The sequence below is a fragment of the Polyangium sorediatum genome, assembly GCF_029946465.1.
In the GTDB taxonomy this organism is placed as follows: Bacteria; Myxococcota_A; Polyangia; order Polyangiales; family Polyangiaceae; genus Polyangium; species Polyangium fumosum.
In genome coordinates this window covers 167,077-192,468 of sequence record NZ_JARZHI010000018.1, presented here as the reverse complement: position 1 = coordinate 192,468, position 25,392 = coordinate 167,077, and the positions used below count along the sequence as shown (strand labels likewise).

The window sequence follows — 25,392 nt, the reverse complement described above, 5'->3', positions numbered from 1 at the left end:
GGCCTGGCGACGTCGGAAGGCTGACGGGCGGCGAGAGCGCCGCGCGAGTGTCGACAGACCCGGCCGGGGCGCGGACAGCGCCGGTGCCGGGCGCGGCGCTGGGGGATGTAGTTGGCCGGGCGGTTACCGGCGGTTGTGGAGGAGGTGGCGGAGGTTGTGGAGGAGGTGCCCGGTCCTCGTGGAGGAGGCACCCGGTCTTCGTGGAGGAGGTCGCGGAGGTCGTGGAGGTCGTGGAGGAGGTGCCCGGTCCTCGTGGAGGAGGTCGCGGCACGCCACGCTTACCTCATCCGCCGAACTTCTACCGCTACCGCCCCGTAGGATTCACATGGTAGCGTCCCCACCATGCGTCCTCCGTAGGCGCGGGAAGCTGCCGCGCACGCACGAAGGGGAGAGGGGTCTCAATGCCGATTGTAAAATGCTCGCCCAAGATCGATGCAAATCAACCCATGCACTGCGCGAAGTGCCAGAAAGTCAAGCCCTGGGACAAGGCGACTCTTGATCAGATCGAAGCGAAGCTGAAGAAACACAACGTATTTTGGCCACATTTAGTCATCATGCACGGCTATGACTTGCCATGTGGCGATGCGTTGGACACCACGAGCCGCAGGAAGAACCACTACGCGCTCACCCTCTACGTCGTCGCGACGGACGCGCATGGCAAGAAGGCGACGAAGGCCCGCGTCTTCGCAACGAGTGCCGGGTACTATGTCGGGATGGACCGCATCCTGAACGGCACCGCATTCTGATCCAAATTAGTCCGGATCACCTGCTGTTGCTTTAGAACCGGAGCTCCGTCCGCAATTCCTCCCCCGGCACATCCAGCTCCTTCACCGCCTCGGCCACGCCCGGCTCATCCTCCGTGCGAATCTGGATCAAGAATCGCACATAAAGATCCCCCGGCTCTTTCCCTTTTCGCGCCACGCCTTTTCCTTTGAGCCGCAACACCTGCCCGCTCTGCGTGTGCGCCGGGATCTTCAGCGTCACCTCGCCGTCCGGCGTCGGCACCTTGATCTTCCCGCCGAAATACGCCTCCCCGATGCTCACCGGCACGTCGAGGCGTAGATCGTCCCCCTCGCGCTTGAAGAGCGGGTGCGGCGTCACGTGGATCGTCAGCAGCAAATCCCCGGGAGGACCGCCGCCCATGCCAGGCGCGCCCTGCCCAGGGACACGAATGCGGCTGCCTTCGTTCGCGCCGGCGGGAATGCGCACCGTCATCGGCTCCTCGCCCTCGCGCTGGAGCTGCACCGTCGTGCCCTTCACCGCCGACACGAACTCGATCGTCACCTCGCTCTCGACGTCCTGCCCCTTGCGCGCCGCGCGCGCGCCCCCGCGCGCCCCGCCCCCGCGGCCCCGGCCGAACATGTCGCCGATGTTGCCGAAGAGGTCGCCGAAATCGCCCGATCCGCCGCCGCCGCCCCCGCCGAAGATCTCCTCGACGTTGAACGGCACGCCGCCCGCCCCGCCGGGCGCGCCGCCTCGGCCGCGGCCTCCGCCGTATTGGCGCACGAAGCGCGCGCGTTCCGGGTCGAACCCCTGCTGCAGGCTGTCCTCGCCGAACTCGTCGTAGAGCGCGCGCTTCTGCTTGTCCGACAAGACCTCGTTCGCGCGGTTGATTTCCTTGAACTTCGCTTCGTTCGCCTTTCCAGGCGCCTTGTCCGGGTGGTACTGGACGGCGAGCTTGCGGAAAGCTTTCTTGATGGTGTCTTCGTCTGCGTCCCGGGCGACGCCGAGCACGGAGTAAAGGTCGCGAGCCATGGGCCGGGGGAAGGGTAAATCCCGGAGGTCGCTACGTCACGGGGGGCAGGTCGGAAACGACCGAACGGCCCCATCTCCCCTCTCCCGTGAGGGAGAGGGGCTGGGGGTGAGGTCCTACACGCCGATGCGCCAGGTCGTCCCGGTCGGGTTGTCCGCGACCTCGATCCCGAGCGCCTCGAGCTCCTTGCGGATCACGTCGGCCCGCGCGAAGTCCTTCGCCTGCCGCGCCTGCCGCCGCTCCTCCACCTGCGTCGTGATCTCCTCCGCGGTCTTGCCCATGATCGACAGCCGCCGCGCCTGCGTGCGCGCGCGGTAGACGTCCATCGGCGTCTGCAAGATGCCGAGCGGCTCGACCGTGGACCAGAGCGCGCGCGCCAGCATCTTCGCCACGAGCGGCGCCGCCTTCGCGATCTCCGGGTCCTTGCGGCGCTTCTGCGCGAGGTCCACGAGCTCGTTGCCCGCCCGCGCGAGCTCGCCCACGACCGCCAGCGCGACCGGCGTGTTGAGGTCGTCGTCGAGCGCCGTGTCGATCTTGCCGCGCGCGGCCGACGCGAGGTCCATCATCGGCGCCATCTCCCGCGGCAAACGCATCGTCGGCGCCGGCGCGTCGTCGCCGCCCGTGGCGCCCTTCGCGAGCTCGGCCAGCGAGCCGAGCCGGCCGAGCGTGTGGTAGAGGTAATCGACCCGCCGCTCCGCCTCCAGGATGCCCGGGAAGACCACCCGCCCGTCGTCGCGCTTCTCCGTCTCGAAGGCGATCGGGCCGCGGTAGTGCACCGTGAGCAGGAAGTAGCGCAGCGCCTCGGGGTCGTTGCGCTGGTAGACGTCGCGGATCGTGACGAAGTTGCCGAGCGACTTCGCCATCTTCTCCTTGTCGACGTTGACGAAGCCGTTGTGGATCCAGAGCGAGCAGAAGGGCCCCTCGCCCGGATGCGCGGCCTCGCTCTGCGCGATCTCGTTCTCGTGGTGCGGGAAGATGAGGTCCATCCCGCCGCAGTGCACGTCGAAGCCGTAGCCGAGGTAGCGCTCGCTCATCGCCGAGCACTCGATGTGCCAGCCAGGGCGGCCTTTCCCCCACGGGCTGTCCCAGCCCCACGTGCACTCGCCCGCGCCCTTCCAGAGCGCGAAATCGAGCGGGTCGTGCTTCTGCTCGGAGACCTCGACGCGCGCGCCCGAGCAGAGATCCTCGATGTGCCGGTGCGAGAGCTTGCCGTACTGCGCGAAGGAGCGGACCGCGTAGTAGACGTCCTTCGCGCCGTTCGGCATGTCGGCGACGTACGCGTTGCCGTTCGCGATGAGCGTCTCGACGATCCGGACGATGTCGGCGATCGAGTCGGAGACGCGCGGCTCGTGGTCCGGGTCCTGGCAGCCGAGCGCGCGGATGTCCTCCTGGTAGAGCGCCGTCATGCGCGCCGAGAGGTCGAGCGGCGTCTCGCCCTTCTCCCGGGAGCGCGCGAGGATCTTGTCGTCGACGTCCGTCACGTTCCGCGTGTAGACGACCCGTACACCCTGGCTGCGGAGGTGCCGCACGAGCACGTCGGGGGCGAGCGCGGCGCGGGCGTGGCCGACATGCGCGACGTCGTAGACGGTGGGGCCGCAACAGTAGATGCGTACCTCGCCGGCCCTTTTCGGGACCAGCTCGGTCAGCTTGCCGGTCATCGTGTCGTGGAGGCGTAGGCCGATCGGAGGCATCGCGTTCTCCGTCTACCAGCATGATCCACGGCTGTCACGAGGGGGAAGGCGGACCTTCGTGTCCTTGAAGGGCCGGCATGGCATGCGCATGGTAAGCCAGTCCCGCCATGGTGCCCCTTCGAGACCGGCTGCCGGTTCGGCGTCCCCCCTACGTCAACTGGCTGATCATCGTGGCGAACGTCTGCGTCTTCGTGTGGACGCAGGCGCTCCTCTCGGTGGCCGGACCCCGCGGGGCCGAGGCGAGGGCCTACACGCTGCTCATGGAGTACGGCCTCGTGCCCGCGCGCCTCGTGCAGGAGCCCCTCGCCGCGCTGCCGACGATGTTTTCGAGCATGTTCATGCACGACCCGTCCGGGTGGGCGCACCTCGGCGGCAACATGCTCTACCTCTGGATCTTCGGCGACAACGTCGAGGACGCCATGGGCAGCCGGCGTTACGCGCTCTTCTACGTCCTCTGCGGCATGGCCGCGGCGCTCGCGCAGGTGGTCGTGAACCCGTCGTCGGTCGTGCCCATGGTCGGCGCCTCGGGCGCGATCTCGGGCGTGCTTGCGGCGTACGGGTCGCTCTACCCGCGCTCGCCGATCACGGTGCTGAACCCGATCCTCCCGCTCTGGCTCTTCTTCGGGCTCTTCCTCGAGCTGCCGGCGTGGGTGATCATCCTCGAGTACTTCGTGGTGAACCTCTTCAGCGGGCTCGGCTCGCTCGGCGGGACGGGCGGCGGCGTCGCGTTCTTCGCGCACCTCGGCGGGTTCGTCGCGGGCGCTCTGCTCGTCCGCGTGTTCCTGCGCGACAAGCCCCCCCGGGATCACGACCGCTGGACCCAGTTCCGGCCGCCCGCCCAGAGGCCCAAATCCCCCTACGGCCCGCCCTACGGCGCGCCGCCGCCGCGACGGCCCTCGGGCCGCGACCCTTGGGGCTGGTGAGAAACGGTCTACGCAGTTCGTCACAGCATGGTCAGGGCGTCGGTTTCCGCCGGAGACACCTCGGCGGGCGTGTTAGCTTCGCCCGCGCGATGGGAATCCCCTTTCGTCGCCCCCGAGCGTTCGTGCTCGGCCTCTGCCTCGCGCTTTCCGGAATCGGCGCGTGCGCGGGGCCGAGTTTTACGGGCTCGGTGTACCGAGGGCGCGGCTACGCCTTCCGCGTGCCGACGCCGCCCTCGACGTGGAAGCGGATCGAGCTCGACGGCGAGGCCCTCGCGTTCGAGGACACGGCGAACGAGGCGATGATCGCCGCCTCGGGTCGTTGCAAGGTGGACGGCGAGGACGTGCCGCTCCGCTCGCTCGTGCAGCACCTGTTCTTGCAGTTCACGGAGCGCGAGGTGGTGACGGAGGAGGTCGTGGCGTTCGACGGGCGGGAGGCGCTGCACACGGTGGTGACGGCGAAGCTCGACGGCGTGCCGCGGCAGTTCGACGTGTGGGTCCTGAAGAAGGACGGCTGCGTCTACGACCTCTACTGCATCGCCGACCCCGCAGGCTTCCCGGCCGCGGTCGGGCCGTTCCGGGAGTTCGTCAAAGGTTTCGCCACGGTGCCGGCCGATGAGTAGCTCCGCAGGCGTGGAGTCGCAGAAGCCGAAGTCGCTGCCGGGGCTTCCGCCGGAGCCGCCGTTTTACGAGCGGCTCGTGCAGCGGGGGATGAACTTCCTCGTGCACCTCGGGCAGCTCGGGCGGATGACGCGCGAGACGTTCGCGGCGATGTTCCAGCGACCGTTCGAGCTCCAATCGACGATGCACCAGATGGAGCAGCTCGGCATCCGATCGCTCGGGATCGCGTGTGCGACGGCGCTCTTCACGGGCATGGTCATGGCGGTGCAGTTCGCCTTCGGCCTGCAGAAGTTCGGCGGCATGGAGTACACGGGCCGCGTCATCGGCTTGTCGTTCTCGCGCGAGCTCGCGCCGACGCTGACGGCGGTGATCGTGGGCGGTCGGATCGGATCGGGCATCGCGGCCGAGGTGGGCTCGATGGCCGTGACGGAGCAGATCGACGCGATCCGCGCGCTCGGGGCCGACCCGATGAAGAAGCTCGTGCTGCCGCGTCTGATCTCCTGCGTCATCGTGATGCCGGTGCTCGGGGCGCTGGCGCTCGTGATCGGCTTCTCGGGCGCGATGATCATCTGCGACTGGCAGTTCGGCATCCCGTGGGGCTTTTTCCTTCGCTCCGCGCTCGGCTCGATGAACTTCCGCGACTTCTGGATGGGGCTCATGAAGTGCCCGTTCTTCGGGGCGATCATCGCGCTCGTGGGCTGTCACTTCGGCATGATCACGCGGGGTGGCACGGAAGGCGTGGGGCAGTCGACCACGCGGGCCGTGGTGGGCGTTTCGATCTCGATCCTCGTGGCGGACTTCGTGCTCACGAAGCTCGGGTTCATCATTTTCGGCTGAGAACCCTCTTTGACAGCCGGGCGCGATGAGAGACGATGCGCGCGTGGCGGAACGTATCGTGGTGAGCTTCCGCGGGCCCAGCGGCCCGGCGGCGAGCTCCGGATCGGGGTATCTCGATAGATCGCTTTCGATCCGGAAGCGCGCGGAGGCCCATGGAGGCGCGTTGTGCGCGTGGAGCGGCGAGGCGTTCAGCTTCGACTTTGCAGCCGAGGCGCTCGACGAGGCGCTCGGGTTCGTGCTCGAACAGGTGGCCGAAGCGCAAGACGGCGAGCCCCTGCGGATCGGCCTCGCGCAGGGTGAGATGCAAGCGCTCGGGTCGCCGGAAGGGCTCGCGTGGGGAGCGCCGCTCGTCCGCGCCGAGCGGCTCGCCCTGATCGCGCGTCCCGGGGAGGTGCTGCTCGATCCGGACGTCGCGGCGGTGCAGTCCGGCGACCTCGTGACCGCGGGTCTGCGTCGAGGGCGCGCCGCGGACGGGTCGATCGTGCGAGGGCAGCGGCTCGACATCTACGCGCCGCTGCGGGGCGACACGCTGGCGAACGTGCACAAGCTCGTGGCCGCGCCGGCGCTCGTCGGGCGCGAGGCGGAGATCCGCAAGCTCTCGGTGCCGCTCGGATGTGCAGGTCTTTTGCGGGCGGCGCCGGGCGCGGGCGGGACACGTCTGCTCCAGGAGCTCGCGCAGAGGCTCGCGCCGTCGCGTTCGCTCCGGATCGCGCCGACGTTTTTGCCTCGGGAGCCGCTCGGGGCGCTGCGCAACGCGTTCGCGCGGTCGATCGCGCGGGAAGAGGCGCCCGAGCTGCCGGAGGCGCTCGCCGCGGCGTTCAACAAGCTCCTGGCGGGGGAAGGGCTCGACCCGCGGACCGCCGCGGAGCTCGTGGATGCGTGGCTCGCGCCGGTGGACGGGCGATCGGGGCTGCTCACAGTCGACGACGTGACGTTGATCGACATCGCGACGCTGGAGGTGGTGTCGCTGGCGATCCCGCCGCCGGGGTTCTTCCGGTCGGTCGTGCGGATCGACGTGGAGGAGGCGCTGCCCGAGGTGCTCTCGTCGATCCCGGTGGTCGCGGAGGTGACGCTGGGCCCGCTGCCGAAGGAGGCGGCCGTGGAGCTCACGCGCGCGTTCTGCGGCGGGGCGATCACGCAAGAAGCCGCAGAGAGGTGGGCGCGTCGCGGGGAAGGGATGCCACTCGGGATCCGCGAGGCGCTCGCGGAGGGGCTCTCGACGGGTGAGCTGCGCTGGGTCGGGGACGTGGCCGAGCCGCGGGATCGCACGAGCGGTCGAGGCGCGCCGGCGCCGGCACACGAGTGGATCACGCGGCGCGCGACGTGGCTCGAACCCGGGGAGCGCGCGGCGCTCGTGGGGGTCGCGTTGCTCGGCGCGGATGCGCCAAACGAGATCGTGGACGCCGTATCGACGCTGATGGCGGGCGCAGGCGCGCGCGTGGCGGTCGTGGAGGACGCGCTCGTCGGCGCGGGATGGGCGTACCGGCCGGAAGAAGGGTGGCTTTCGATCACGACGAGGACGGCGTCGCGTGCGCTGATCGGGCTGCTCGACGCGGGGACGCGTGATCTCTGGCATCGCATGGCCGGGCGCGTGCTGGAGCAAAACGTGGGGCCGCTCGGGCTCGCGGAGCCGGCGTATCACGCGGCCGTCGCGGGGGAGCGGGCCTCGGCGGCGGTGCTCGCGGCGGAGGCGGCGCTCGCGGCGGCGGGCGTGGGCTTGCGGAGGGCGGCGGCAGCGCTGATCGACGAGGCGCGTAGCCTCGATCCGGACGTGCAGGTGCCGGAGCTCTCGGACGAGGGCGAGCTGCTCATGGACCCGCGCGCCGAGGAGCTGTCGATCGCGTCGATCATCGAGGCGGCGATGGGGGAGGGGGGACAGATGCGCGCCTCCGATCCGCACCCGCCGTTGTCGCTCGGTTCGCTCTCGCCCGAGAGCTTGAGCGCGGGGTCCGTGCCGCCGGAGAAAAACTCGGTGGCGGCGGCGGTCGCGGCGCTCGGCGAGGATCCCGAAGCGGTCGAGGATCCCGTGGTGATGGCGGAGCGGCTGTCGAAGCTCCTGCGCCAGGCGCTCGTCGAGGGCGACATCGAGACGCTGGAGGACATCCTCGTGCGGCTCCGGGTGACGGGAGAGCACGACGCGCTCGTCGAGCGGATGGGCGCGTTCGTCTTGCTCACCCGGGGCGATCCCGGCGAGGCGCTGCGCAAGCTGAAGGAAGCGAAGGAGGCGGCGAGCTCGCCGCGCGAGCGAGCGCGCGCGCTCCTGTCCTACGGCATCGCGCTCGCGTCGGCGGGCGACATGGATCGCGCGCTCATGGAGACGCTGACGGCGCTCGCGCGCGCCCGCGAGGCGTCGGATCGGCAGGCCGAGCAAGCGAGCGCGCGGTTCCTCGCGTACCTGTCGGCGGCGATGGGCCAGCCACAAGCGGCTTCGGTTTGGGTGAAGGTCGCGCAGACCCCCGGCGAGGCGCTCCGCGGTTGACAGGCCCGGGGTGGGCGAGCAAAAGCGTTGCCCATGAGCGCGACCGATTCCCCTTCCGCCGAGCCCGCGCGGGGGCGTCGTGCGCGCCACGTGATCGCCGCGCTCCTCGTGCTCTCCGCGCTCGGCCTCGCGGGCGCGATCGTTTCGTACTTCCAGTACGCCGCGGTGTGGTTGCGGAAGCCGCCGCGCCTGCAGCCGTGCGTGCTCAGCGCGCGGCGCGCGCTCACGCGCGAGGAGCCCGTCATGGGCTCGATCCCTCACCTGACGCAGGAGGGGAGCACGGTGTACCTGCGGCCGGCCGAGGATCGGGCCGTGGTGTGCCTCGGGCGCATCTCGACGTCGGTCGCGTCGGCCTTCGCGGCGGCGTTCGTGGAGATCGAGCCCGCGGCGCGGGCGCGCGCGCTCGCGGTGGCGATGAAGGACCACGTGCCGCGGGAGGCCTCGGCGGATCAGGTGGCGGCCTCGGCGTGGCTGATCGCGTCGGGGGCGATGCGAGCGCTGCCCGAGACGCCGGAGACCACCGCCGCGCGTGAGGAGATCGACGGGATGAACGCGTGCCGCTTCGTGTTGCGTTCGACGTGCCCGACGCGGCCGCCGATCCCGATCGTGGTGTGGGCGGCGGGGGTCCCGTCGTCGCTCGGCTTGCTCTTCGGCGCGGGCCTCGGCGTGCGCGCGGTCGTGCGTACCGTGCGTGCGCGTCGCCGGCGCAAGGCTGCCTGAGGTTTCCGCCTAGTCCCCCTCGTCGAGCAGGCGCACCGCGCTCTCGATCGCGACGAGCTTGCCGACGAGGTAGAGCACGTCGTCCTCGCGAAACGGCGCGCTCGCGGTGACGTCTTCGCAGAGGGAACGGCCCCTGCGGATCGCCACGAGGCTCGCGCCCGTCTTGCGGCGCAGATCGAGGTCGAACGGGCTCTTGCCGCACGCGAAGGATCCGCGCCGCACGAGGAACGTCTCCACCTTGAGCTCGCCGAGCTCGGGCAAGGTCGCGAGCGTGGGCCGCTGCAGCGTCTGCTTCCGGATGAAGAGCCCCTTGCTCTCGCGGCGCGCGACGTTCACGCGCTCGATGATCACGTTCCGCGGGATGCCGCGCCGGCGCAGCACACGCGCGATCATTTCGAGCCCGGCTTCGAGCTCCTCGAAGACGACCTCTTCGGCGCCGAGCTCGGTGAGCGCGCGGTCCGCGGCGATGTAGTGCGCGCGCACGAGCACGGGGATCTTCGGCGCGCTTTGCTTGGCGGCGGCGACAGCGCGGCGCGTGGCCTCGGGGTCGTTGATGAGCAGGACGAGCGCAGCAGCGTGCTCGACGCGCGCGCTCGCGAGCGCCTCCGGGCTCGTGACGTCCGCGTAATACGCAGGCTCGCCGGCTTCACGCGCGGTGCGCACGGTCTCCGCGTTCAGCTCCAGCACGAGGTAGGGCACCGACGTCTCGGCGAGCGCGCGCGCCAGCATCTTTCCGGCGACGCCGTACCCCACGATGATCACGTGCTCCGAGAGCGCGGAGTGCTCGGGCATCGGCTCGTCGATGCCGCGCGCCCCGAGCAGGCGTTCGAGCGGCTTCAGGATCTTCTCCCCGGCGCGCACGCGCGGCGCGAGGTGCATCGCGAGCGGCGTGATGATCATGCTGAGCACGCCGGCCGCGAGGAGCGCCCGATCTTCGCTCGGCGTGATGAGCCCGTTCCGCTCGGCGAGCGTGGCGAGCACGAAGCCGAACTCGCCGAACTGCGCGAGCCCCACGCCCGCGAGCCACGCGACGCGCGCGGGGAAACGCATCGACAGGGCCGAGAGCGTCGCGATGAACCCTTTTCCGATGACGAACGCGGCGAGATAAAGCCCCACCGAGAGCGGCCTGTCGAGGAGCACGTGCGCGTCGAGCAGCATGCCGAGCGAGACGAAGAACAGGCTCGTGAACGCGTGGCGCAGCGGCAGGACGTCGCCGATCGCGCGGTGCGCGTACTCGCTGCCCGCGAGCAGGATGCCCGCGAGGAACGCGCCGAGCGCGAGCGAGAGGCCCGCGAGCGACGTGAAGAACGCCGTCGCCAGGCAGATGCCGAGCACAGCCATGAGGAAGAGCTCGCGGCTCCGCGCGCGGTCCACGAGCGCGAAGAAGCGCGGCACGAGCGAACGCGCCACGACCACCGTGACCAGGACGAGCAGCGCAGCCTTGCCAAGCGCGAGCAGGAGATCATGCGCGGGATCCCCGCCGGATTTGCCGGCGAGGATCGGGATCACGAGCACCATCGGCACGACGCAGAGGTCCTGGAAGATCAGCGCGCCGACGATGAAGCGGCCGTGCGGCGCGTCGACCTCGCCGCGCTCGGCGAGCGTGCGGAGCACGAGCGCGGTGCTGGAGAGCGCGAACAGAAAGCCGAAGAGGATCCCACGGGCGTACGTCTGTCCCGCGAGGCGCGCGCAGAGGACCGACGCGAGGATCGTGAGGCCCACCTGGAGCGAGCCGCCGATCGTGACGGTCTTGGCGATCTGCCGCAGCCGTTCGAGCGAGAACTCGAGGCCGATGCCGAAGAGCAGGAGCACGACGCCGATCTCGGCGAGCGATTGGATGCGGTGCGCGTCGCTGAGCAGGCCGAATCCCGTGGGCCCGATGAACGCGCCCGCGAGCAGGAGCCCTGCGACGGCGGGCAGACGCACGCGGCCGAGCACGAGGACGACGAGGACACCGACGATCGAGATGATCGCGAGATCTCGGAGGATCGGGAGCTGCTCCATGGTCCGCCGCGCCGGGGCGAGCCCTCTCGCCCGTGCGAGACGTGGATGCAGGAAGCGCGCGCGGGGCTCAGCGCGAAAGCGGCGTCCCGCGCGTGAGCGCCTCGATCGCCGCGAGGTCTCTCTCGGCCGCGTCCGGCGGGGCAGGCTTTCGCGGCCAGGCGAGTTCGATCTCCCCGTCGAACCAGTACACGTGCTGCGCGTCGATGTAGCCGTGCGCTCCGCCCACGGCCGCGAGCGTCGCGAGGGCCTGCCGAAGCCGCTCGATCGCCGCCGGGTCGATCGCCCGCGGCGCATCCGCGAGCGCCTTGCCGAGCGGCGGCGCCACCCAGATTTCGCCGGCCGCTCGATCCACGCGCAGCACCGTCGGCAGCGCGGGAGACCCGGTCCGCGCGAAGGCGCGCGCGCGGGCGAGGGACGCCTCGTCCATCGGGATCACGAGCACCTCGCGATCGAGCCACGCGTCGTGGCGCAGGCTCGCCATGTCGCGCCCGTCGCCGAGCGCGAGCGGCGGACCGAGGCGCTCGCCCTCCCTCGGCGCGGCGGGCCGCTCGCTCGGGTTCGGCGTGACCCATCGTCGGGGCAACGCCTCCGGCCAGCGCAACGCCGACAGCGCGCGCCGCGCTTCGAAGGCGTCTTCCGGCCGGCGATCCGGCTCGTCCGCGAGCAGCGCGGCCACGGCAGCGTCGTGCTCCGCCCCGAGCTCCGGGTTCGTCTCGCTCGGCGCTCCCCGATGAAAACGCCCGCGCGTGGGCTCGGCCGCCTCGCCCGTGAGCAGCTCGTAAAGCACGGCGCCCACCGCGTAGAGATCACTCGTGATCCCCGCCGGACGACCGAGCCTCTGCTCGGGCGACATGTACGCGTACGTGCCGATCGCGCCGGCCGTCGCCGTGCTCGACAGGTCGCCGAGGTGCGCGGCGCCGAAGTCCGAGAGCATCGCCGTGCCCGCGTCGTCGAAGAGCACGTTCGCAGGCTTCACGTCGCGGTGCAGGATCCCGAGCCGATGCGCCTCGCCGAGCGCCGACAAAAGGAGGCAGGCGATCTCCACGGCACGCGCCGGCGCCACCGGCCCCTCGCGCATCTTGTCCGCGAGCGACCCTCCGCGCATGAACGCGAGCACCATCGCCGGCCCTTCGGGCACGTACTGATGGAGCGGCACCACGTTCGGATGGCGCAGCCGTTCGAGCGCGCGCGCTTCTCGCTCGAAGCGTTGCAGCGCGTCGCGCCCCGCGCCCTCGACGAGCCCGCTGAAGATCTTCACCGCGACGCGCTCGCCGCTGATCCGATCGATCGCCTCGACGAGCCGCGCATGCGCCGACGACGCGATCTCCCGCGTCGTCTCGTACCGGCCGAAAAGAACGACGCCTCCGCCGCGCCGCTCGTTTTTCCGGTCCGACCCGCCCGGCGCCTCCTTCGCGGGCGGCTCCGCGTGCACCCCGAGCCGCGCCATCTCCGCGCGTGTCTCCCGCGCCGCCTCGGCGAGCCCCACTTCCTCGAAGCACCGCGCGAGCAGCGGCAGCGCCGCGGCCCGCTCGGGCGCCGACGCGTCGATCTGTTGCAGCGCCTTGATCGCTCCCTCAGTTCGCCCGTGCCGCGCGAGCAGCGCGCCCAGCGCGAGCCGCGGCGCCGCGTCCTCCGGCCGTTGCCGGAGCGCGCCTTCGAGCGCGCGCGCCGCCTCGGCCGGTTGCCCCGCGCGCTCGAAGTTCTCGGCCGCGAGCATCACCTCGCCAGCCGCGACGAACGCGCGCGCCGCCTCCACGTGCTCGCCGAGCTGCGTGTAGAGCGCCCCTGCGTACTTGCTGAACCCCCGCGACGCGAGATCCGACGCCGTAGCGAGCGCGATCTCCCTCGGCAGCCGCTCCACGATGCGCGCGATCGCCTCCCGCGCCGTCGCCTCGTCGCCCCCGAGCGCAGCCATCCGCGCCGCCCGCCGCGCGTCCCCCGCGAGCAACGCCTCCCGCGCAGCTCCCGCGAAATCACACGCCTCCTCCAGCCGGCGCGAGGCCTCCGCGTGCGTCCGGGAACGCTCTGCCGTCTCGCGCTCGTCGGGGTTCATCGATCGGTCCCCGCTGGTTTGGCCGGATGAACGTTCGTCAGGGCGACGTCGCCACGATCGTTGCGCGGCCAACGACGGACAGGTCGAACCGGAGCTCGCCCGCGTCGATCCCCGTGGCCGCGAAGCCACCCTGGCGGATGCGATGCACCGAGAGCGCGACCGTCGCGGGCAGCGCGCCCCAGGTCTTCTTGCCGAGCACGGACTGCGGGATCACGCCTTCGCCGGAATCGTTGTAGGCGCAACGAATGCCCGTGCCGCTCGACGCCGTGAGATCCACGTAGACGAGGTCGCCCACCGCGGGCGCCTCGCTCGCGTTCCATCGCAATGTCGCCGCCGCCCCGTCCTCGAACACCACGCCCTCGGCGAGCGCGGTTTCTCCCAGACGAACCCGCTCCGGCGCGCTCGGCGCGTCGGCCTCGATCGAGAACGGATTCAGCGTCGCCGAGCCCGTGCTCTCGAGGACGTACCGTGCGGGCGCCGGCAGATCACTCTGCGCATCGCGCGACGTGTAGAACACGCCCGAGACGAACGCGCCCACATCCGGGAACGCCCGCGTCGCCAGCGGCATGCGCGTCGTCCCGGTCTGGATCGACAGATCGCCCACGTCGAGCAGCTCGATCGTGCCGAGCGCGGAGAGCGCATCGGAATCCTCGGCCGCGGCGAACGGCGTGAGCGCGATACACTCGCCCGCGGCCGGCAGCTCCAGCCACGATCCGCCGACCACGCGCTCGGCCAGGCCGGGATCCGCGCCGGACGCGAGGCGCATGAACTTCGCCGAGACGTTCGTCTGGACGAATTCGCCCTCGGCGGCGCTGCGTTCGACGAGGACGATCGCCTCGGTCGTGGACCCGATCGCGCTCGTGATCTCGTCGGCGTCGGCCACGGGAGCCGAGCAACCGCCCACGACGACGCCGAGAGAGGCGAGGAGCGCGGGCAGCGGGACGTTCGAGGAGCGCATGATCGCCAGTTTATGGTGGGTCCGCGGGGTGGGCAAGCCCTCGCCCGAGGTCGCTTCCGCGGGGACCGATTCTCGGCCGAAATTCGCGCAAAAGAGTCAGAAGCCGAGGATCAGGGCGCCCGCAGGAGTCAGCGAAAACTGGTTGAACGAGACGTCCGTGGCGCCCAGGCGGCCCGAGACCGCGTGCCAGTCCCCGCCGATTTCCACGGCCACATGCACGTGACGGAATCCGAGCCGCAGCCCGGCCACCATCCCGACCCGGACGTGCTCGCCCGTGAGCGTCGTCGGCTTGTCCAGATCCGCGGAAGGATAGGTCCCGCGCACCCAGGAGACCCCCGCCCGCGGGCCGATCCACCCCGAATAAAGCTCCCCCGTGCTCTTCCAGCCGATGAGCAGCGGCACGTCGAGCCCCCCGCCGAGCAGCGAGCCCGCATCCTTCCCCTCGCTCGGTCGCCCCGACAGGATCAGCTCGCCGCCGAGACCCATCGAGAGCGCGACGCTCTTGCTCAACGCGAACGCGTGCCGTCCGTCCAGACGAACCGCCCGCCCCGAGTACGTGAGCCCCGCCTCGTTCGCGCCCGCGATGCCCACGCGACCGCCCACCCACGGCGCGACGGCAGGCGCGACGGTTCGATCCTGGAGGATGCTCTCGGCCAGCGCTTCCTCCGTCCCAGGCGCGCTCGGGAGTGCAGCGAGGACGGGTCGGCCGGACAAACCTGCGCCCAGCGTGACCTTGCCGGGCGAGAGGACGTGTGCGGGGTGAAGGAGGGGAGCGCCGCCGCCACAACCACCCAGGCCCAGCGCGCAGAGCGCGAGGGCGAGGGCGAGGGCGAACAGCCGGAGCTTTGGGCGGGCCGTGGGCGGATGCACCTCGGAAGCGGCGCTCCTCTTGGCTACTTGCGGAAACGGGAGGGGTAGTCGTTCGCGGTGACCTTCTTCTTCAGCTCGGCGTCGTCCGGGTGCAGGCGAGAGGCCCGCGTGATGAGCGCGTCCTCGGTCTCCGCGCGCTTCGGGTCGGGCAAGCAGCACTCCACCGGACAAACCGCCTGGCAAGCCTCGTGGTCGTAGAAGCCCACGCACTCGGTGCAAAGCTCGGGGTCGATCACGTAGATCTCGTCGCCCTCGCTGATCGCCTCGTTGGGGCACTCCGGTTCGCAAGCGCCGCAGTTGATGCAATCTTCGGTGATATAGGTAGCCATGGGGTTGCTTCGTCCTCCGGGGGTGCGGTCCGGAATTTCCCGGTATCTAAAGGGCGGCGCCCCGGCTGTCAATTCGAGCGTTCCGCACGTTCGAGAAGGGCCGGGCTCTGCGCCGCGCGCCCTCCAGACCATGGGCGGGCAGGGAGCGGCGTCCCCATCGTGCAGTGCCCCGGGCCATCCGTCCAGAGCCACGCCGCGCTCCCGAGCGGGCGCGCCACGGTCGACCTCGATCGGCCGGTGGATCCCGGCGTCGTCGCGTCGGCCGCGGCGCCCGGTTGCACGCCGGCCCGAGGCCCGTTAGTACGCTTGCCCTGCGATGCCCCGACCCCGCGTGATCTCGCTCGTCCTCGCCGCCCTCGTCGCTGCGCTCGCCGGCTGCACGCCGAAGATCGGGGACGACTGCACCAACTCGCTCGATTGCTCGCAGACGGGGGACCGCCTCTGCGACAGCACCCAGCCCGGCGGCTACTGCACGCTCTTCGGCTGCGAGCCCGACAAGTGCCCGGAAGGTGACGGCGTCTGCGTCGCGTTCTCGGCGGAGCTCGATCCCGCCTGTGGCGCCGCGGACGACGCGACCTGGGGCCGCTTCGGGCGGACGTTCTGCATGGCCGGCTGCGACGGCAACAGCGACTGCCGCGACGGCTACGAGTGCGCCCGGCCGTCCGAGCGCGCCGCGCGGGTCATCGACTTCGAGCCGATCGCCGAGCGCATCTGCGTGGTGAAGATCCCGCCGCCGCCGGTGTCGGTCGAGATTCCGCAGATCTGCCTGCCCTCCGAGGCGCCCGCACCGCCGCCGGCCTGGGTCCCCACGGGGGCCGGAGGTGCAGGTGGAGCTGGTGGAGCCGGCGGCGCGGGAGGTGCCGGTGGAGCCGGTGGAGCCGGCGGAGCCGGAGGCGCAGGCGGAGCCGGTGGATCCGGAGGCGCAGGCGGAGCTGGTGGAGCCGGAGGCGCAGGCGGAGCTGGTGGCGCGGGCGGCGGTCCCTGAGGTCTTTCCGGACGATCCGCGGGACGTGATCCGGCACCCGCCGTGCTAGCCTCGCCGCGCATGTTCCGGGCGCCCGCGCTTCCCCGCACCCTCGACGCCGCCCTCCGCGACGTGGGCTCGTCCAAAGCCGCCGTGCGCGAGGAGGCCGTGCGTGACCTCGTCCGCCACGCCGAGGACGCACGCAGCCAGGTCGTGCGCGCCCTCGAACGCGCGCTCTCGGACGAAGCCGCCCCCGTCCGCTCGGCCGCCGCGCTCGGGCTCGCCGACGTGGGCGCAAACGAAGCGCTGCCCGCCCTGCTCGTCGCCATCGAAGACGACGACGTCCACGTGCGGCAGATGGCCCTCACCGCGCTCGGCGAGATCGGCGACTGCCGCGCCGCCCAGAGGCTCGCCCGCGCGCTCGAAGACGCCCGCGCAGAGGTGCGGTTCCAGGCCGTCATCGCGTACGCCCGCGTCTGCACGGATCGCGCGTCCATCGTGGAGGCGCTCGCCGCCCGCACGCGCGACGCAGACCCGCTCGTTTGCCACATCGCGCTCCGCATGGCCGAGGAGATCGGCGGCGAGGAAGGCGCGCACGTGGTCGATCCGATCCTCGCAGCAAGAGCGCGCGCGCTCGTCGAGCACGACGCCCCGACGGTGCGCGTCGCCGCGGCCGTGGTCCTCGGCCGCGCCGGGGATCCGGCGGGGGCGAAGGTGCTCGCGTCGGTGGTGAACGGCGCGATCAAGACGGAAGACGCCGAGGACGAGGCGGCCGCGATCGAGCTCGCAGGAGCGCTCGGCCTGGAAGAGGCGCGCGCGGGGCTCGAGCGGCGCGCGTTCGGCGGCGCGTTCGGCCTGGGCCGCGACCGTTTTTCCTGGCACGCGCGTGTCGCGCTGGCGTGCATGGGCCACGCGCGCGCCACGCGCGAGATCGTCAGCGAGCTCGGGTCGTGGGATCGCAACAAGCGCACGCTCGCGGTCGCCGCCGTGGGGCGCGCGCGCATCCGCTCGGCCCGCACGATCCTCGCGGCCATGGAAGGGGATCCCTCGCGGGCCGACCCGCACGCCGTGAGCGAGGCGCTCCTCGCGCTCGCGGAGGACGAACCGGCATGAACGAACCGAGAGATCCGAACGCCGTCCGCTTTGATCCCGCGGCCGGCGCCGATCACGTCGAGAGCTACTTCCTCAAAGCGAACGACCCGGCGGGCGACCGCGCGCTCTGGATCAAGGCCACGATCTTCGCCTCCGCGCGCGAGCCCGGCCGCGCCCTCGCCGAGGGCTGGGCGATCGCCTTCGATCGTCGCGGCGGACAGAGCAAACACGTCGCCGTCAAGCACGTGCTCCCCTTCGCGGATGCGCTCTTCGGCAGGGAGGGCCTCGACGTGGCCTGGAGCCTCTCCGTGGCCGGCGACGGCGCCTCCGAGGAGCGCATGCGCATCCGGCCTGGCGAGACGCACGGCCGCATCGCGCGGCGGGAGCACGCGATCCGCTGGGACCTTCGCTTCGAGGGCGAGGCGAGCCCGTTCGTCCCGTTCCCGCACGCCTCGATGTACCGCGGCAAATTCCCCAAATCGAAGACGCTCACGCCGTACCCGGACCTCGTGTTCTCCGGCGAGGTCGAGGTCGACGGCGAGCGTTGGGACCTCTCGAACTGGCGCGGCATGCAGGGGCACAACTGGGGCCGCGGGCACGCTGATCTTTATGCCTGGTGCCACGTCAACACGTGGGAGAGCGACGCGGAGCTGGGGTTTGGGGCGAAGGGCGCCGACAGACGACCCGAAGCCCCAAGCGTCGACTTGACCGTCGAGGCCCTCTCCGGCCGCGTCCGCGTGGGCCCCGTGCTCACGCCGCTCGTCACGCTCGTTTGCGCGCGCTTCCGCGGCGTGACGTACACGTGGAACGGCCCGCTCGAGATCGCGCGCGCGCACGGCGACGTCGGCTTGCGTCGCTACAGCTTCTCCGCGGAGAGCCGCGCCGCGCGCATCGAGGGCTCGTTCGAGGCGGAGACGGACGACATGGTCGGCCTCTACTATCCGAACCCGGACGGCCCCATGACGTACTGCTTGAACAGCAAGCTCGCGCGCGCGCATGTGCGCTTCGAGGCGTCGGGCCGGCCGCCCGTCGTCGTGAAGAGCCGCGCCGCCGCGCTCGAGATCGGCACGCGCGACGCCGACCACGGCGTGAGGATGCACGTATGAACGACACCTTCACCGAGGCCGATCTGGCCCCCGATCCGCAGGAAAAGCGGGACCGTCTCCTCGCCGTCGCCGACCGCGTCGCGGCCCTCGTCGCCGTCCTCGCGGGCGGCGTGTACATCGGCGGCATGATCGCCCTCGGCGCAGGCGCGGCGCCCATCGTCTTCAGCATGCTCCCCCGCTCGATCGCGGGCGACGTGATGGGCGCGATCTTCGCGCGCTTCGACGCGGTTGCCCTCGGCGCGGCCCTCGCGGTGCTCGCCGCCGAGGTCACGCGCATGATCGCCGCGCGCCGTCGCGGCCGCACGATCCTCTCGCGCCTGCGCCGCTCGTGCACGCTCTTCATGGCCGTCTGCGCGGCCTACGTGGCCCTCTCGCTCTCGCCGCGCATCAACGATCTGCACAGGCAGGGCGTGCAGCGCGACGACACGCCGCAGGGCCAGGTCCTCGAGGCTGTTCACAAGCGCGCCGAGCTCTTTGGGAAGATCGGCATGGGGATGGCTTTCGGCCTCGTCGTGCTCAGCGTCTTCACCATCCAGCCGCGGAGACCGGAGGACGAGGAAGACGATGAAGAGGCGGCCGCGCCCTTGCCGCCCGGCCCTCGCGACGACTGACGCGCCCTTCCCGAAGGGCCGAGCGGCTGGCCCTCGTGCGACGCAGAAGGTATGATTCCGCCTTCCGGAAGGCGAGGTTTGCTGCCCGTCACGCGGGTGGCCTGGTCTTTCTTTTCGTTCGCGTGGAGGCGGCCGATGAAAATGAAGAGCGCATGGTGGGTCCTCACGACCCTTGGATTGAGCCTCGGGCTCGCGGTCAACAGCACGGGCTGCGGCGACGATGGCAACACCGGCCCAGGCGGCACGGGCGGCGCGGGTGGCGTTGGCGGCACGGGCGGCGTCGGCGGCGTGGGCGGCACGGGCGGCACGGGCGGCTCGGTCGATTCGGGCGACTGGCTCGGCTTGCCTTGCACGACCGACTCCGAGTGTGCCCCTGGGACCTGCGTCGCGGCGGGCACGGACGACCCGGTGTTCCTGGGCGGCCCGCAGAATGGGTATTGCAGCAAGCCCTGCGCGAAGAGCGGCGACTGTCCGGGCGTCGGCAGCATTTGCTACAAGGGCCCGAACAACAGCGCGGCCGAGGGGCGCTGCGTGCTCGGCTGCGAGATCGGACCTGGCTTCAGCGGGGGCTTCAACCCGTTCGCCGAGCTTGATCCGTTCAAGTGCCAGGGCCGCGAGGACCTCCGCTGCCAGCGCCGCTCCGACGGCGACATCTGCCTGCCCACGTGCAGCAACGACCTCGCGTGCGGCGACAACCGCTACTGCCAGCTCACGCCCGGCGTGTGCATCGGCGAGGAGGTCCCCGGCAAGCAGCTCGGCGAGATCTGTGATCCGATGGGCGCCGAATGCAGCACGGGCCTCTGCGTCGGTGGCCTCCCCGGCGGCAAGGGCTTCTGCTCCGGCTACTGCGTGCTCGGCGGCGATCCGCTCCAGGGAGAGTGCGGCGGCCTCGAAGAGGGCCTTTGCCTGATCCCGCCTGCCGTGCCGAACTGCCCCCAGGGCGAGCTTTGCTCGGGCGCCGGGGATTACGGCTTCTGCTCGAACTCGTGCGCCCAGCAGGACGATTGCGCGGCGCCGGGCCTCTGGTGCCGCACCATTGGCGGCACGGGCTTCTGCTTCTTCTCGCTCGAGTGCCCGAATGGCCAGGCCGACTGCGCGCAGATCGCGGGCACGACCTGCACCGAGACGAAGGAAGGCTCGTACTGCCTCGAGTCGAAGTACCCGCTCGGCACGCTGGCGCCCGAGAGCGGCTCTGGCGGCGGCGGTGGCATGGGTGGCGCCGGTGGCATGGGCGGCGCCGGTGGCATGGGCGGCGCTGGTGGCATGGGCGGCGCTGGTGGCGCCGGTGGTGCCGGTGGCGCTGGTGGCGCCGGTGGTATGGGCGGCATGCCCTGAGCCCTCGCCGACGCTGATGCATCTCGAAGAGGCCGCGGCGGGATCGCTGCGGCTTCTTCCTTTTCGAAGCCTCGACGCGGCTCATGGTATCGTCGCGCCATGTCGCCGATCCGCTTGGCTTCCCTCGTCCTCGTCTCGCTCTCGGCTGGGCTGCTCCTCGGTTGTCCGGGCACCGAAACCCCTCCGGGCGGCTCCGCGGGAACGGGCGGCACGGGCGGCACGGGCGGTATGGGCGGGTTGGGCGGCATGGGCGGCGACGGGGGCATGACGACCTCGTCGTCGGGCACCGGGGGAGCGCTCCCCATGTGCACGGACTTTGGCGACGTCACCCAGTCGGATTGCAACCTGCTCGCGCAGGATTGCGAGGGCGCGAACGAGACATGCCGGCCGAACTCGCTCGGCACGGGCACCGTCTGCGAGGGCGGCGGCGGCGTGAAGGGGGTCGGCGCGAAGTGCACCGCGTCCTTCGGCGAGTGCGCGGCCGGCCTGTATTGCGTCTTCGGCTACTGCACGCCCGTCTGCTGCCAGAGCGAGCCGGCGTTTTTCTGCGGCAGCGCCAAGTGCAGCGTTCGCATCAACTACGGCTCGAAGCGGATCTGGACCTGCAACTTCGCCCCCTCCTGCACGCTCTTCGACGGGAAGGAGTGCGACGAGGACACCGAATGCCGCCTGACCGTGCTCGAGGACGAGCTCGCGCTTTGTGTCCCGCCGTCGGGGAAGTTCGCCGCCGAGGGGGAGCCGTGCGACGCCATCAACGACTGCGGCGAGGCCCAGCGCTGCGACTCGGTCTGCCGGTATAGCTGCCTGAACATGGGCTGGCAGGACCTCGAGCTGGGCAAGGGCGGCTGTCCCGCGGGCCAGACCTGCACCCCCGACACGCCGCTCTACGGCGTCTGCCGCCCCTGAAGCCCCTCTACACCCGGGCGGATTCGCGCTAGGTTCGCCTGCATGCACGACCACGACGTTGAGGCGCGCGGGCCCGTGATGGAGGCGCCCGCGACGCCGGCTCCCCACGCCGCCGAGGCCCCGGATCTCGGGCTCCTCCGCGTGTTCCGCGACGACGGCAGCGCCGATCCCGCGACCGACCCCGGCCTGCCGCCGCACGTGCTTCTCCGCGCCTACCGCGAGATGAAGCGCGTCCGCCTCATCGACACGCGCATGATGCTCCTGCAGCGCCAGGGCCGCATCCACTTCGCCGGCGAGTGTCGCGGCCAGGAGGCGACGCCGATCGCCACGGGCCTCGTGCTCGAGCGCGAGGACTGGGTGTTCCCGGCCCTGCGCGAGAGCGCGATCATGCTCGTGCGGGGCTTCCCGCTCAAGAGCTACATCGCGCAGTACTTCGGCAACGCGGGCGACGTGCTCAAGGGCCGGCAGATGCCCTCGCACATGAGCGGCCGCGCCGTGAACCAGGTCGCGTGGTCGAGCTGCATGGCCACGCAGCTCCCGCACGCCGTCGGCGCCGCCTGGGCCGCGAAGATGCGCAAGGACCGCAGCGTCGTCCTCGGCTTCGTCGGCGACGGCGGCACGAGCGAGCCCGACTTCCACAACGCCCTGAACTTCGCGGGCGTCTTCAAGGTCCCGTGTGTCCTGGTTTGTCAAAACAACCACTGGGCGATCAGCGTCCCTGCGGGGAAGCAGACGGCGTCGCCCACGTTCGCGGTGAAGGGCCGCGCGTACGGCGTCCCCTCGGTGCGCGTCGATGGCAACGACGTGCTCGCGGTCTACCGTGTCGTCTCCGACGCGGTCGCCCGCGCGCGGAGCGGCGGCGGGCCCACGTTCATCGAGTCCGTGACCTACCGCATGGGCGCGCACTCTTCGAGCGACGATCCCACGCGGTATCGCGCGCAGGAGGAGGTCGACACGTGGGCGCAGCGCGACCCGATCGTGCGTTTGCGCCGTCACCTCGTCCACCGGGGCTTGCTCGACGAGGCGGAGGAGGCGGCGCTCGAGGACGGGCTCATGGCCGAGATCAGCGCGGCGATCCAGGAGGTCGAGGCGCTCGGCCCGCCTGCGCGCGAGACGCTCTTCGACGACGTGTATGCGGAGCTGCCTTGGCACCTCGCCGAGCAACGGGCCGAGGTCCTGGCGAACCGCCCCCACCCGGGCTCATTCGTCAACGATGGGGGGGTCCGAGAACCCCCCCAAACCCCCCCGGGGCGTTGACCGAACTCCCCGGGGCGTTGACCGAACTCCCCGGGGCGTTGACCGAACTCCCCAGGGCGTTGACCGAACCCCCCAGGGCGTTGACCGAACCCCCCAGGGCGTTGACCGAACCCCCCAGGGCGTTGACCGAACTCCCCTGGGCGTTGACCGAACTCCCCGGGGCGTTGACCGAACGCCCCGGGGCGTTGACCGAACTCCCCGGGGCGTTGACCGAACTCCCCGGGGCGTTGACCGAACTCCCCAGGGCGTTGACCGAACTCCCCAGGGCGTTGACCGAACTCCCCAGGGCGTTGACCGAACTCCCCTGGGCGTTGACCGAACCCCCCTGGGCGCCGCCCAAACCCCCCTGGGCTCTGGTCGACCGCTTTTTCCGACCCCACCTTTCCCTCGACATGGTAATCCGCGCCCAAAAGGGGCTGTCGGCCCGCGTTCCACCTTGGAGAATCGGATGAAGACCTACGACGCGATCGTGATCGGCAGCGGACCCGGCGGCTACGTCTGCGCGATTCGGCTCGGCCAGCTCAAGCAGAAGACGCTGTGCATCGAGAAGGAAGAGGTGGGCGGCGTGTGCCTCAACTGGGGCTGCATCCCGTCGAAGGCGCTCATAAACGCGGCGCACACCTACGAGAAGGCGCACTCGTCGATGGCGACGATGGGCATCAAGCTCGGCTCGGTCGAGCACGACCCGAACGCGATGCAGGACTGGAAGGAAGGCATCGTCAAGCGCCTCACGGGCGGCGTGCGAGGCCTGCTCAAGTCGAACGGCGCCGACCTCATGGCGGGCACGGCGACGATCGTCTCGCCGAACCGCATCGAGGTGAAGAAGGCGGACGGCTCGGTCGAGACGATCGAGGCGACGAAGGGCATCGTCCTGGCGACGGGCTCGACGACCATCGAGATCCCGAGCTTCAAGTTCGACGGCAAGCAGATCATCGGCGCGAAGGAGGCCGTGAGCCTGCGCGAGGTCCCGAAGCGGCTGCTCGTCATCGGCGGCGGCGTGATCGGGCTCGAGCTCGGCATGGTCTACCAGGCGTTCGGCGCCGAGCTCGTGGTCGTCGAGGCGATGCCGACGCTGCTCACGGGCGTCGATCAGGACTGCGTGAAGGTGGTCGAGCGCCGCATCCAGAAGCGCGGCGGCAAGATCTACAAGAACGCCAAGGCCATGGGCTACGAGAAGCAGGCCGACGGCTCGGTCGCCGTGAAGCTCGACGTCGAGGGCAAGCCCGAGACGGTCGTCACGGACATGGTCCTCGTCGCGGTCGGCATGCGGCCGAACTCGCGCGGGCTCGGCCTCGAGAACGTGGGCGTGAACATCGACAAGCGCGGGTTCGTGCCTTCGGACGAGTTCGGCCGGACGAACGTCCCGACGATCTACTCGATCGGCGACGTCTCGGGCCCGCCCATGCTCGCGCACAAGGCGTCGAAGGAGGGCGAGGTCATCGCGGAGGTCATCGCGGGCCACAAGGCGGCGAAGGACTGGGCGTGCATCCCGGGCGCGATCTTCACGGACCCGGAGATCGCGACCGCGGGCCTGACGGCCGAGGAAGCGCAGGCGAAGGGCATCGAGGTCTCGGTCGGCAAGTTCCCGTTCGCGGCGCTGGGCAAGGCGATGGCGATGATGGAGACCGACGGCTTCGTGAAGGTCGTGACCGACAAGAAGACGAAGCAGGTGCTCGGCGTGCACATCGTCGGCCCCGAGGCGAGCACGATGATCAGCGAAGGCGCCCTCGCGCTCGAGATGGCCGCGTTCGCCGAGGACATCGCGCTCACGATCCACCCGCACCCGACGCTCGGCGAGGCGTTCATGGAAGCCGCCGCGCACGCGATGGGCGCTGCGGTCCACATCGTGAACCGCTAGATCAGCCTCCCTCCGCCCCCCTCCGCTCGAAGCACTCCTCCGGCACCTGCCGCTTCTTCCGCGTGACGCGCGTCGCCTCCACGAAGGCCGCCGTCACCGGATCGTGGTACCCGCTCGCCCCGCGCAGATCCGGCACGATCGCCTGGTAATGCCGCACGATCCTCCCCATCAGGATCTCGCGCATCCACTTGCCCACCATCGATGAAAGCGCGACCAGAAGGTCCGTCGCGTCCCCATCCCGCACGAACGCGATCTCGCCGAGCCCGGGGAACATGTACGCGCTCCGCGCCCGCGACTCCTCCAGCACCACGTGCATCCGCCCCCCGAGCGGACCAAACGCGCCGCCGTACTTCCCGAACCCGCCCACCTTCCCGCAGACCGCCTGCACGTCCTGCCCCGCGTCGTTCCGCATCGACAGGATCAGCCGCTCCATCGCGTGCAGATCCATCACGAACCGATTCTTCCCCGCCGCGAGCCCCTCGTTCAGCCGCTTCGCGCAGAGCACCTCGCTCCGCACCGCCACGATCGTCACCCCCTTTTTCTCCAGCCGATCGAGATCCCCGTGGATCGTCCGCACGAGCTCTGCGGGCGCCGTGAACGCCTCGCCCTCCGCGCCCCAGCACTGCGCCTCCACGTGCGGCGGACACGCCGCGCGAAGCTCTGCGCGATCCTCGCTCGCGATCGCGTGCGCGAGCTCGTCCGGCGTCCGCGCCGCCGCCGCGCGCCCCCCGCCTCGTTCCACCAGCGCGCGTGCCCAGGCTTCCGCGAGCCCCACGTCCCCGTAGGCCACCATCGCCTTCGAGTCCCCGAGCCGCTCGGCCAGGCCTCCGCGCGGCTTTCGCCCCACGATCGCCGCGCCCTCCTCCGTCACCCGTGCCATCACCGCCGTCACCAGCATCGGCCCGAGCCGGGGCCCGAGGCCGTTTTCGTCCGCACCGATCCGGAAGCCCGCCGTCGCCTTCTCCATCGCGCCGAGCTTTGCCACGAACGGACGCCCGCGTCATCGCGGTCACGACACGCTCGATCAC

General features: G+C 71.0%; 22 protein-coding genes. 14 read left to right on the top strand and 8 right to left on the bottom strand.

The window, feature by feature from the left end; translation table 11 throughout:
• The first annotated feature begins 401 nt into the window (after positions 1 to 401).
• On the top strand, positions 402 to 746 hold the full coding sequence (locus QHF89_RS21725; protein ID WP_136969845.1) for a hypothetical protein: 345 nt from the start codon (positions 402 to 404) through the stop codon (positions 744 to 746).
• Positions 747 to 777: 31 nt separating this feature from the next.
• On the opposite strand, the gene QHF89_RS21720 is transcribed toward QHF89_RS21725, so the two are convergent.
• Both QHF89_RS21720 and cysS read right to left on the bottom strand, forming a co-directional pair.
• A complete protein-coding gene (locus QHF89_RS21720; protein WP_136969846.1) occupies positions 778 to 1,755 on the bottom strand; it encodes a DnaJ C-terminal domain-containing protein in 978 nt (325 codons plus the stop codon).
• A 114-nt stretch (positions 1,756 to 1,869) separates the two neighbouring features.
• Positions 1,870 to 3,444 (bottom strand): cysteine--tRNA ligase, encoded by a 1,575-nt coding sequence (gene cysS, locus QHF89_RS21715; protein ID WP_284720777.1) that lies wholly within the window; start codon positions 3,442 to 3,444, stop codon positions 1,870 to 1,872.
• A gap of 107 nt (positions 3,445 to 3,551) precedes the next feature.
• On the opposite strand from cysS, the gene QHF89_RS21710 reads away from it, so the two are divergent.
• From QHF89_RS21710 to QHF89_RS21690, 5 genes are all read left to right on the top strand, one after another.
• The gene (locus QHF89_RS21710; protein WP_136969847.1) at positions 3,552 to 4,367 is read left to right on the top strand and encodes a rhomboid family intramembrane serine protease; all 816 of its coding nucleotides are present in this window, start codon (positions 3,552 to 3,554) and stop codon (positions 4,365 to 4,367) included.
• Between the two features lie 89 nt (positions 4,368 to 4,456).
• The gene (locus QHF89_RS21705; RefSeq protein ID WP_136931025.1) at positions 4,457 to 4,987 is read left to right on the top strand and encodes a hypothetical protein; all 531 of its coding nucleotides are present in this window, start codon (positions 4,457 to 4,459) and stop codon (positions 4,985 to 4,987) included.
• A complete protein-coding gene (locus QHF89_RS21700) occupies positions 4,980 to 5,822 on the top strand; it encodes an MlaE family ABC transporter permease (RefSeq protein ID WP_136969848.1) in 843 nt (280 codons plus the stop codon). Before QHF89_RS21705 ends, QHF89_RS21700 begins: the two co-directional genes overlap by 8 nt.
• Before the next feature lie 43 nt (positions 5,823 to 5,865).
• The gene (locus tag QHF89_RS21695; protein WP_284720776.1) at positions 5,866 to 8,301 is read left to right on the top strand and encodes an ATP-binding protein; all 2,436 of its coding nucleotides are present in this window, start codon (positions 5,866 to 5,868) and stop codon (positions 8,299 to 8,301) included.
• A gap of 33 nt (positions 8,302 to 8,334) precedes the next feature.
• The gene (locus tag QHF89_RS21690) at positions 8,335 to 9,021 is read left to right on the top strand and encodes a hypothetical protein (RefSeq protein ID WP_136969849.1); all 687 of its coding nucleotides are present in this window, start codon (positions 8,335 to 8,337) and stop codon (positions 9,019 to 9,021) included.
• Positions 9,022 to 9,030: 9 nt separating this feature from the next.
• On the opposite strand, the gene QHF89_RS21685 is transcribed toward QHF89_RS21690, so the two are convergent.
• The 5 genes from QHF89_RS21685 to QHF89_RS21665 all read right to left on the bottom strand — a co-directional run bounded on the left by QHF89_RS21685 (position 9,031) and on the right by QHF89_RS21665 (position 15,235).
• Positions 9,031 to 11,025: a monovalent cation:proton antiporter family protein gene (locus QHF89_RS21685; RefSeq protein ID WP_284720775.1), complete on the bottom strand. Its 1,995-nt coding sequence runs from the start codon at positions 11,023 to 11,025 to the stop codon at positions 9,031 to 9,033.
• Between the two features lie 67 nt (positions 11,026 to 11,092).
• Complete coding sequence (locus tag QHF89_RS21680; RefSeq protein WP_136969851.1) at positions 11,093 to 13,078, bottom strand: protein kinase domain-containing protein; 1,986 nt, start codon at positions 13,076 to 13,078, stop codon at positions 11,093 to 11,095.
• 37 nt (positions 13,079 to 13,115) lie between these two features.
• Entirely contained in the window at positions 13,116 to 14,036 is a 921-nt protein-coding gene (locus QHF89_RS21675; protein WP_136969852.1) for a hypothetical protein, read from the bottom strand.
• A 96-nt stretch (positions 14,037 to 14,132) separates the two neighbouring features.
• Positions 14,133 to 14,906: a hypothetical protein gene (locus tag QHF89_RS21670; RefSeq protein WP_136969853.1), complete on the bottom strand. Its 774-nt coding sequence runs from the start codon at positions 14,904 to 14,906 to the stop codon at positions 14,133 to 14,135.
• 23 nt (positions 14,907 to 14,929) lie between these two features.
• The gene (locus QHF89_RS21665; protein WP_136969854.1) at positions 14,930 to 15,235 is read right to left on the bottom strand and encodes a YfhL family 4Fe-4S dicluster ferredoxin; all 306 of its coding nucleotides are present in this window, start codon (positions 15,233 to 15,235) and stop codon (positions 14,930 to 14,932) included.
• A 316-nt stretch (positions 15,236 to 15,551) separates the two neighbouring features.
• On the opposite strand from QHF89_RS21665, the gene QHF89_RS21660 reads away from it, so the two are divergent.
• The 8 genes from QHF89_RS21660 (at position 15,552) to lpdA (ending at position 24,364) form a co-directional block, all read left to right on the top strand.
• Positions 15,552 to 16,220 (top strand): hypothetical protein, encoded by a 669-nt coding sequence (locus QHF89_RS21660; protein ID WP_284720774.1) that lies wholly within the window; start codon positions 15,552 to 15,554, stop codon positions 16,218 to 16,220.
• 60 nt (positions 16,221 to 16,280) lie between these two features.
• Positions 16,281 to 17,312, top strand: a complete 1,032-nt coding sequence (locus tag QHF89_RS21655) for a HEAT repeat domain-containing protein (RefSeq protein ID WP_136931015.1) — start codon at positions 16,281 to 16,283, stop codon at positions 17,310 to 17,312.
• On the top strand, positions 17,309 to 18,397 hold the full coding sequence (locus QHF89_RS21650) for a hypothetical protein (RefSeq protein WP_136969855.1): 1,089 nt from the start codon (positions 17,309 to 17,311) through the stop codon (positions 18,395 to 18,397). Before QHF89_RS21655 ends, QHF89_RS21650 begins: the two co-directional genes overlap by 4 nt.
• On the top strand, positions 18,394 to 19,008 hold the full coding sequence (locus QHF89_RS21645; RefSeq protein WP_136969856.1) for a DUF4149 domain-containing protein: 615 nt from the start codon (positions 18,394 to 18,396) through the stop codon (positions 19,006 to 19,008). Before QHF89_RS21650 ends, QHF89_RS21645 begins: the two co-directional genes overlap by 4 nt.
• A 135-nt stretch (positions 19,009 to 19,143) precedes the next feature.
• On the top strand, positions 19,144 to 20,343 hold the full coding sequence (locus QHF89_RS21640; protein ID WP_284720773.1) for a hypothetical protein: 1,200 nt from the start codon (positions 19,144 to 19,146) through the stop codon (positions 20,341 to 20,343).
• Between the two features lie 99 nt (positions 20,344 to 20,442).
• Positions 20,443 to 21,249, top strand: a complete 807-nt coding sequence (locus QHF89_RS21635; protein ID WP_136969857.1) for a hypothetical protein — start codon at positions 20,443 to 20,445, stop codon at positions 21,247 to 21,249.
• 42 nt (positions 21,250 to 21,291) lie between these two features.
• Positions 21,292 to 22,506, top strand: a complete 1,215-nt coding sequence (locus tag QHF89_RS21630; RefSeq protein ID WP_284720772.1) for a thiamine pyrophosphate-dependent dehydrogenase E1 component subunit alpha — start codon at positions 21,292 to 21,294, stop codon at positions 22,504 to 22,506.
• 448 nt (positions 22,507 to 22,954) lie between these two features.
• Positions 22,955 to 24,364, top strand: a complete 1,410-nt coding sequence (gene lpdA / locus QHF89_RS21625; RefSeq protein ID WP_136969858.1) for a dihydrolipoyl dehydrogenase — start codon at positions 22,955 to 22,957, stop codon at positions 24,362 to 24,364.
• Between the two features lies 1 nt (position 24,365).
• Here lpdA and QHF89_RS21620 read toward each other — a convergent pair whose 3' ends face one another.
• Complete coding sequence (locus tag QHF89_RS21620; protein ID WP_232379693.1) at positions 24,366 to 25,349, bottom strand: hypothetical protein; 984 nt, start codon at positions 25,347 to 25,349, stop codon at positions 24,366 to 24,368.
• Between the last annotated feature and the right edge of the window lie 43 nt (positions 25,350 to 25,392).

What these genes read in the sequence shown, in the direction of transcription:
- QHF89_RS21650 (WP_136969855.1), top strand. Translation starts at nt 17,309, where the DNA reads ATGAACGAACCGAGAGATCCGAACGCCGTCCGCTTTGATCCCGCGGCC.
- QHF89_RS21700 (WP_136969848.1), top strand. Translation starts at nt 4,980, where the DNA reads ATGAGTAGCTCCGCAGGCGTGGAGTCGCAGAAGCCGAAGTCGCTGCCG.
- QHF89_RS21710 (WP_136969847.1), top strand. Translation starts at nt 3,552, where the DNA reads ATGGTGCCCCTTCGAGACCGGCTGCCGGTTCGGCGTCCCCCCTACGTC.
- QHF89_RS21680 (WP_136969851.1), bottom strand. Translation starts at nt 13,078, where the DNA reads ATGAACCCCGACGAGCGCGAGACGGCAGAGCGTTCCCGGACGCACGCG.
- QHF89_RS21665 (WP_136969854.1), bottom strand. Translation starts at nt 15,235, where the DNA reads ATGGCTACCTATATCACCGAAGATTGCATCAACTGCGGCGCTTGCGAA.
- QHF89_RS21630 (WP_284720772.1), top strand. Translation starts at nt 21,292, where the DNA reads ATGCACGACCACGACGTTGAGGCGCGCGGGCCCGTGATGGAGGCGCCC.
- QHF89_RS21635 (WP_136969857.1), top strand. Translation starts at nt 20,443, where the DNA reads ATGTCGCCGATCCGCTTGGCTTCCCTCGTCCTCGTCTCGCTCTCGGCT.
- QHF89_RS21690 (WP_136969849.1), top strand. Translation starts at nt 8,335, where the DNA reads ATGAGCGCGACCGATTCCCCTTCCGCCGAGCCCGCGCGGGGGCGTCGT.
- cysS (WP_284720777.1), bottom strand. Translation starts at nt 3,444, where the DNA reads ATGCCTCCGATCGGCCTACGCCTCCACGACACGATGACCGGCAAGCTG.
- QHF89_RS21675 (WP_136969852.1), bottom strand. Translation starts at nt 14,036, where the DNA reads ATGCGCTCCTCGAACGTCCCGCTGCCCGCGCTCCTCGCCTCTCTCGGC.
- QHF89_RS21660 (WP_284720774.1), top strand. Translation starts at nt 15,552, where the DNA reads ATGCCCCGACCCCGCGTGATCTCGCTCGTCCTCGCCGCCCTCGTCGCT.
- QHF89_RS21645 (WP_136969856.1), top strand. Translation starts at nt 18,394, where the DNA reads ATGAACGACACCTTCACCGAGGCCGATCTGGCCCCCGATCCGCAGGAA.
- QHF89_RS21720 (WP_136969846.1), bottom strand. Translation starts at nt 1,755, where the DNA reads ATGGCTCGCGACCTTTACTCCGTGCTCGGCGTCGCCCGGGACGCAGAC.
- QHF89_RS21685 (WP_284720775.1), bottom strand. Translation starts at nt 11,025, where the DNA reads ATGGAGCAGCTCCCGATCCTCCGAGATCTCGCGATCATCTCGATCGTC.
- QHF89_RS21705 (WP_136931025.1), top strand. Translation starts at nt 4,457, where the DNA reads ATGGGAATCCCCTTTCGTCGCCCCCGAGCGTTCGTGCTCGGCCTCTGC.
- QHF89_RS21655 (WP_136931015.1), top strand. Translation starts at nt 16,281, where the DNA reads ATGTTCCGGGCGCCCGCGCTTCCCCGCACCCTCGACGCCGCCCTCCGC.
- lpdA (WP_136969858.1), top strand. Translation starts at nt 22,955, where the DNA reads ATGAAGACCTACGACGCGATCGTGATCGGCAGCGGACCCGGCGGCTAC.
- QHF89_RS21640 (WP_284720773.1), top strand. Translation starts at nt 19,144, where the DNA reads ATGAAAATGAAGAGCGCATGGTGGGTCCTCACGACCCTTGGATTGAGC.
- QHF89_RS21725 (WP_136969845.1), top strand. Translation starts at nt 402, where the DNA reads ATGCCGATTGTAAAATGCTCGCCCAAGATCGATGCAAATCAACCCATG.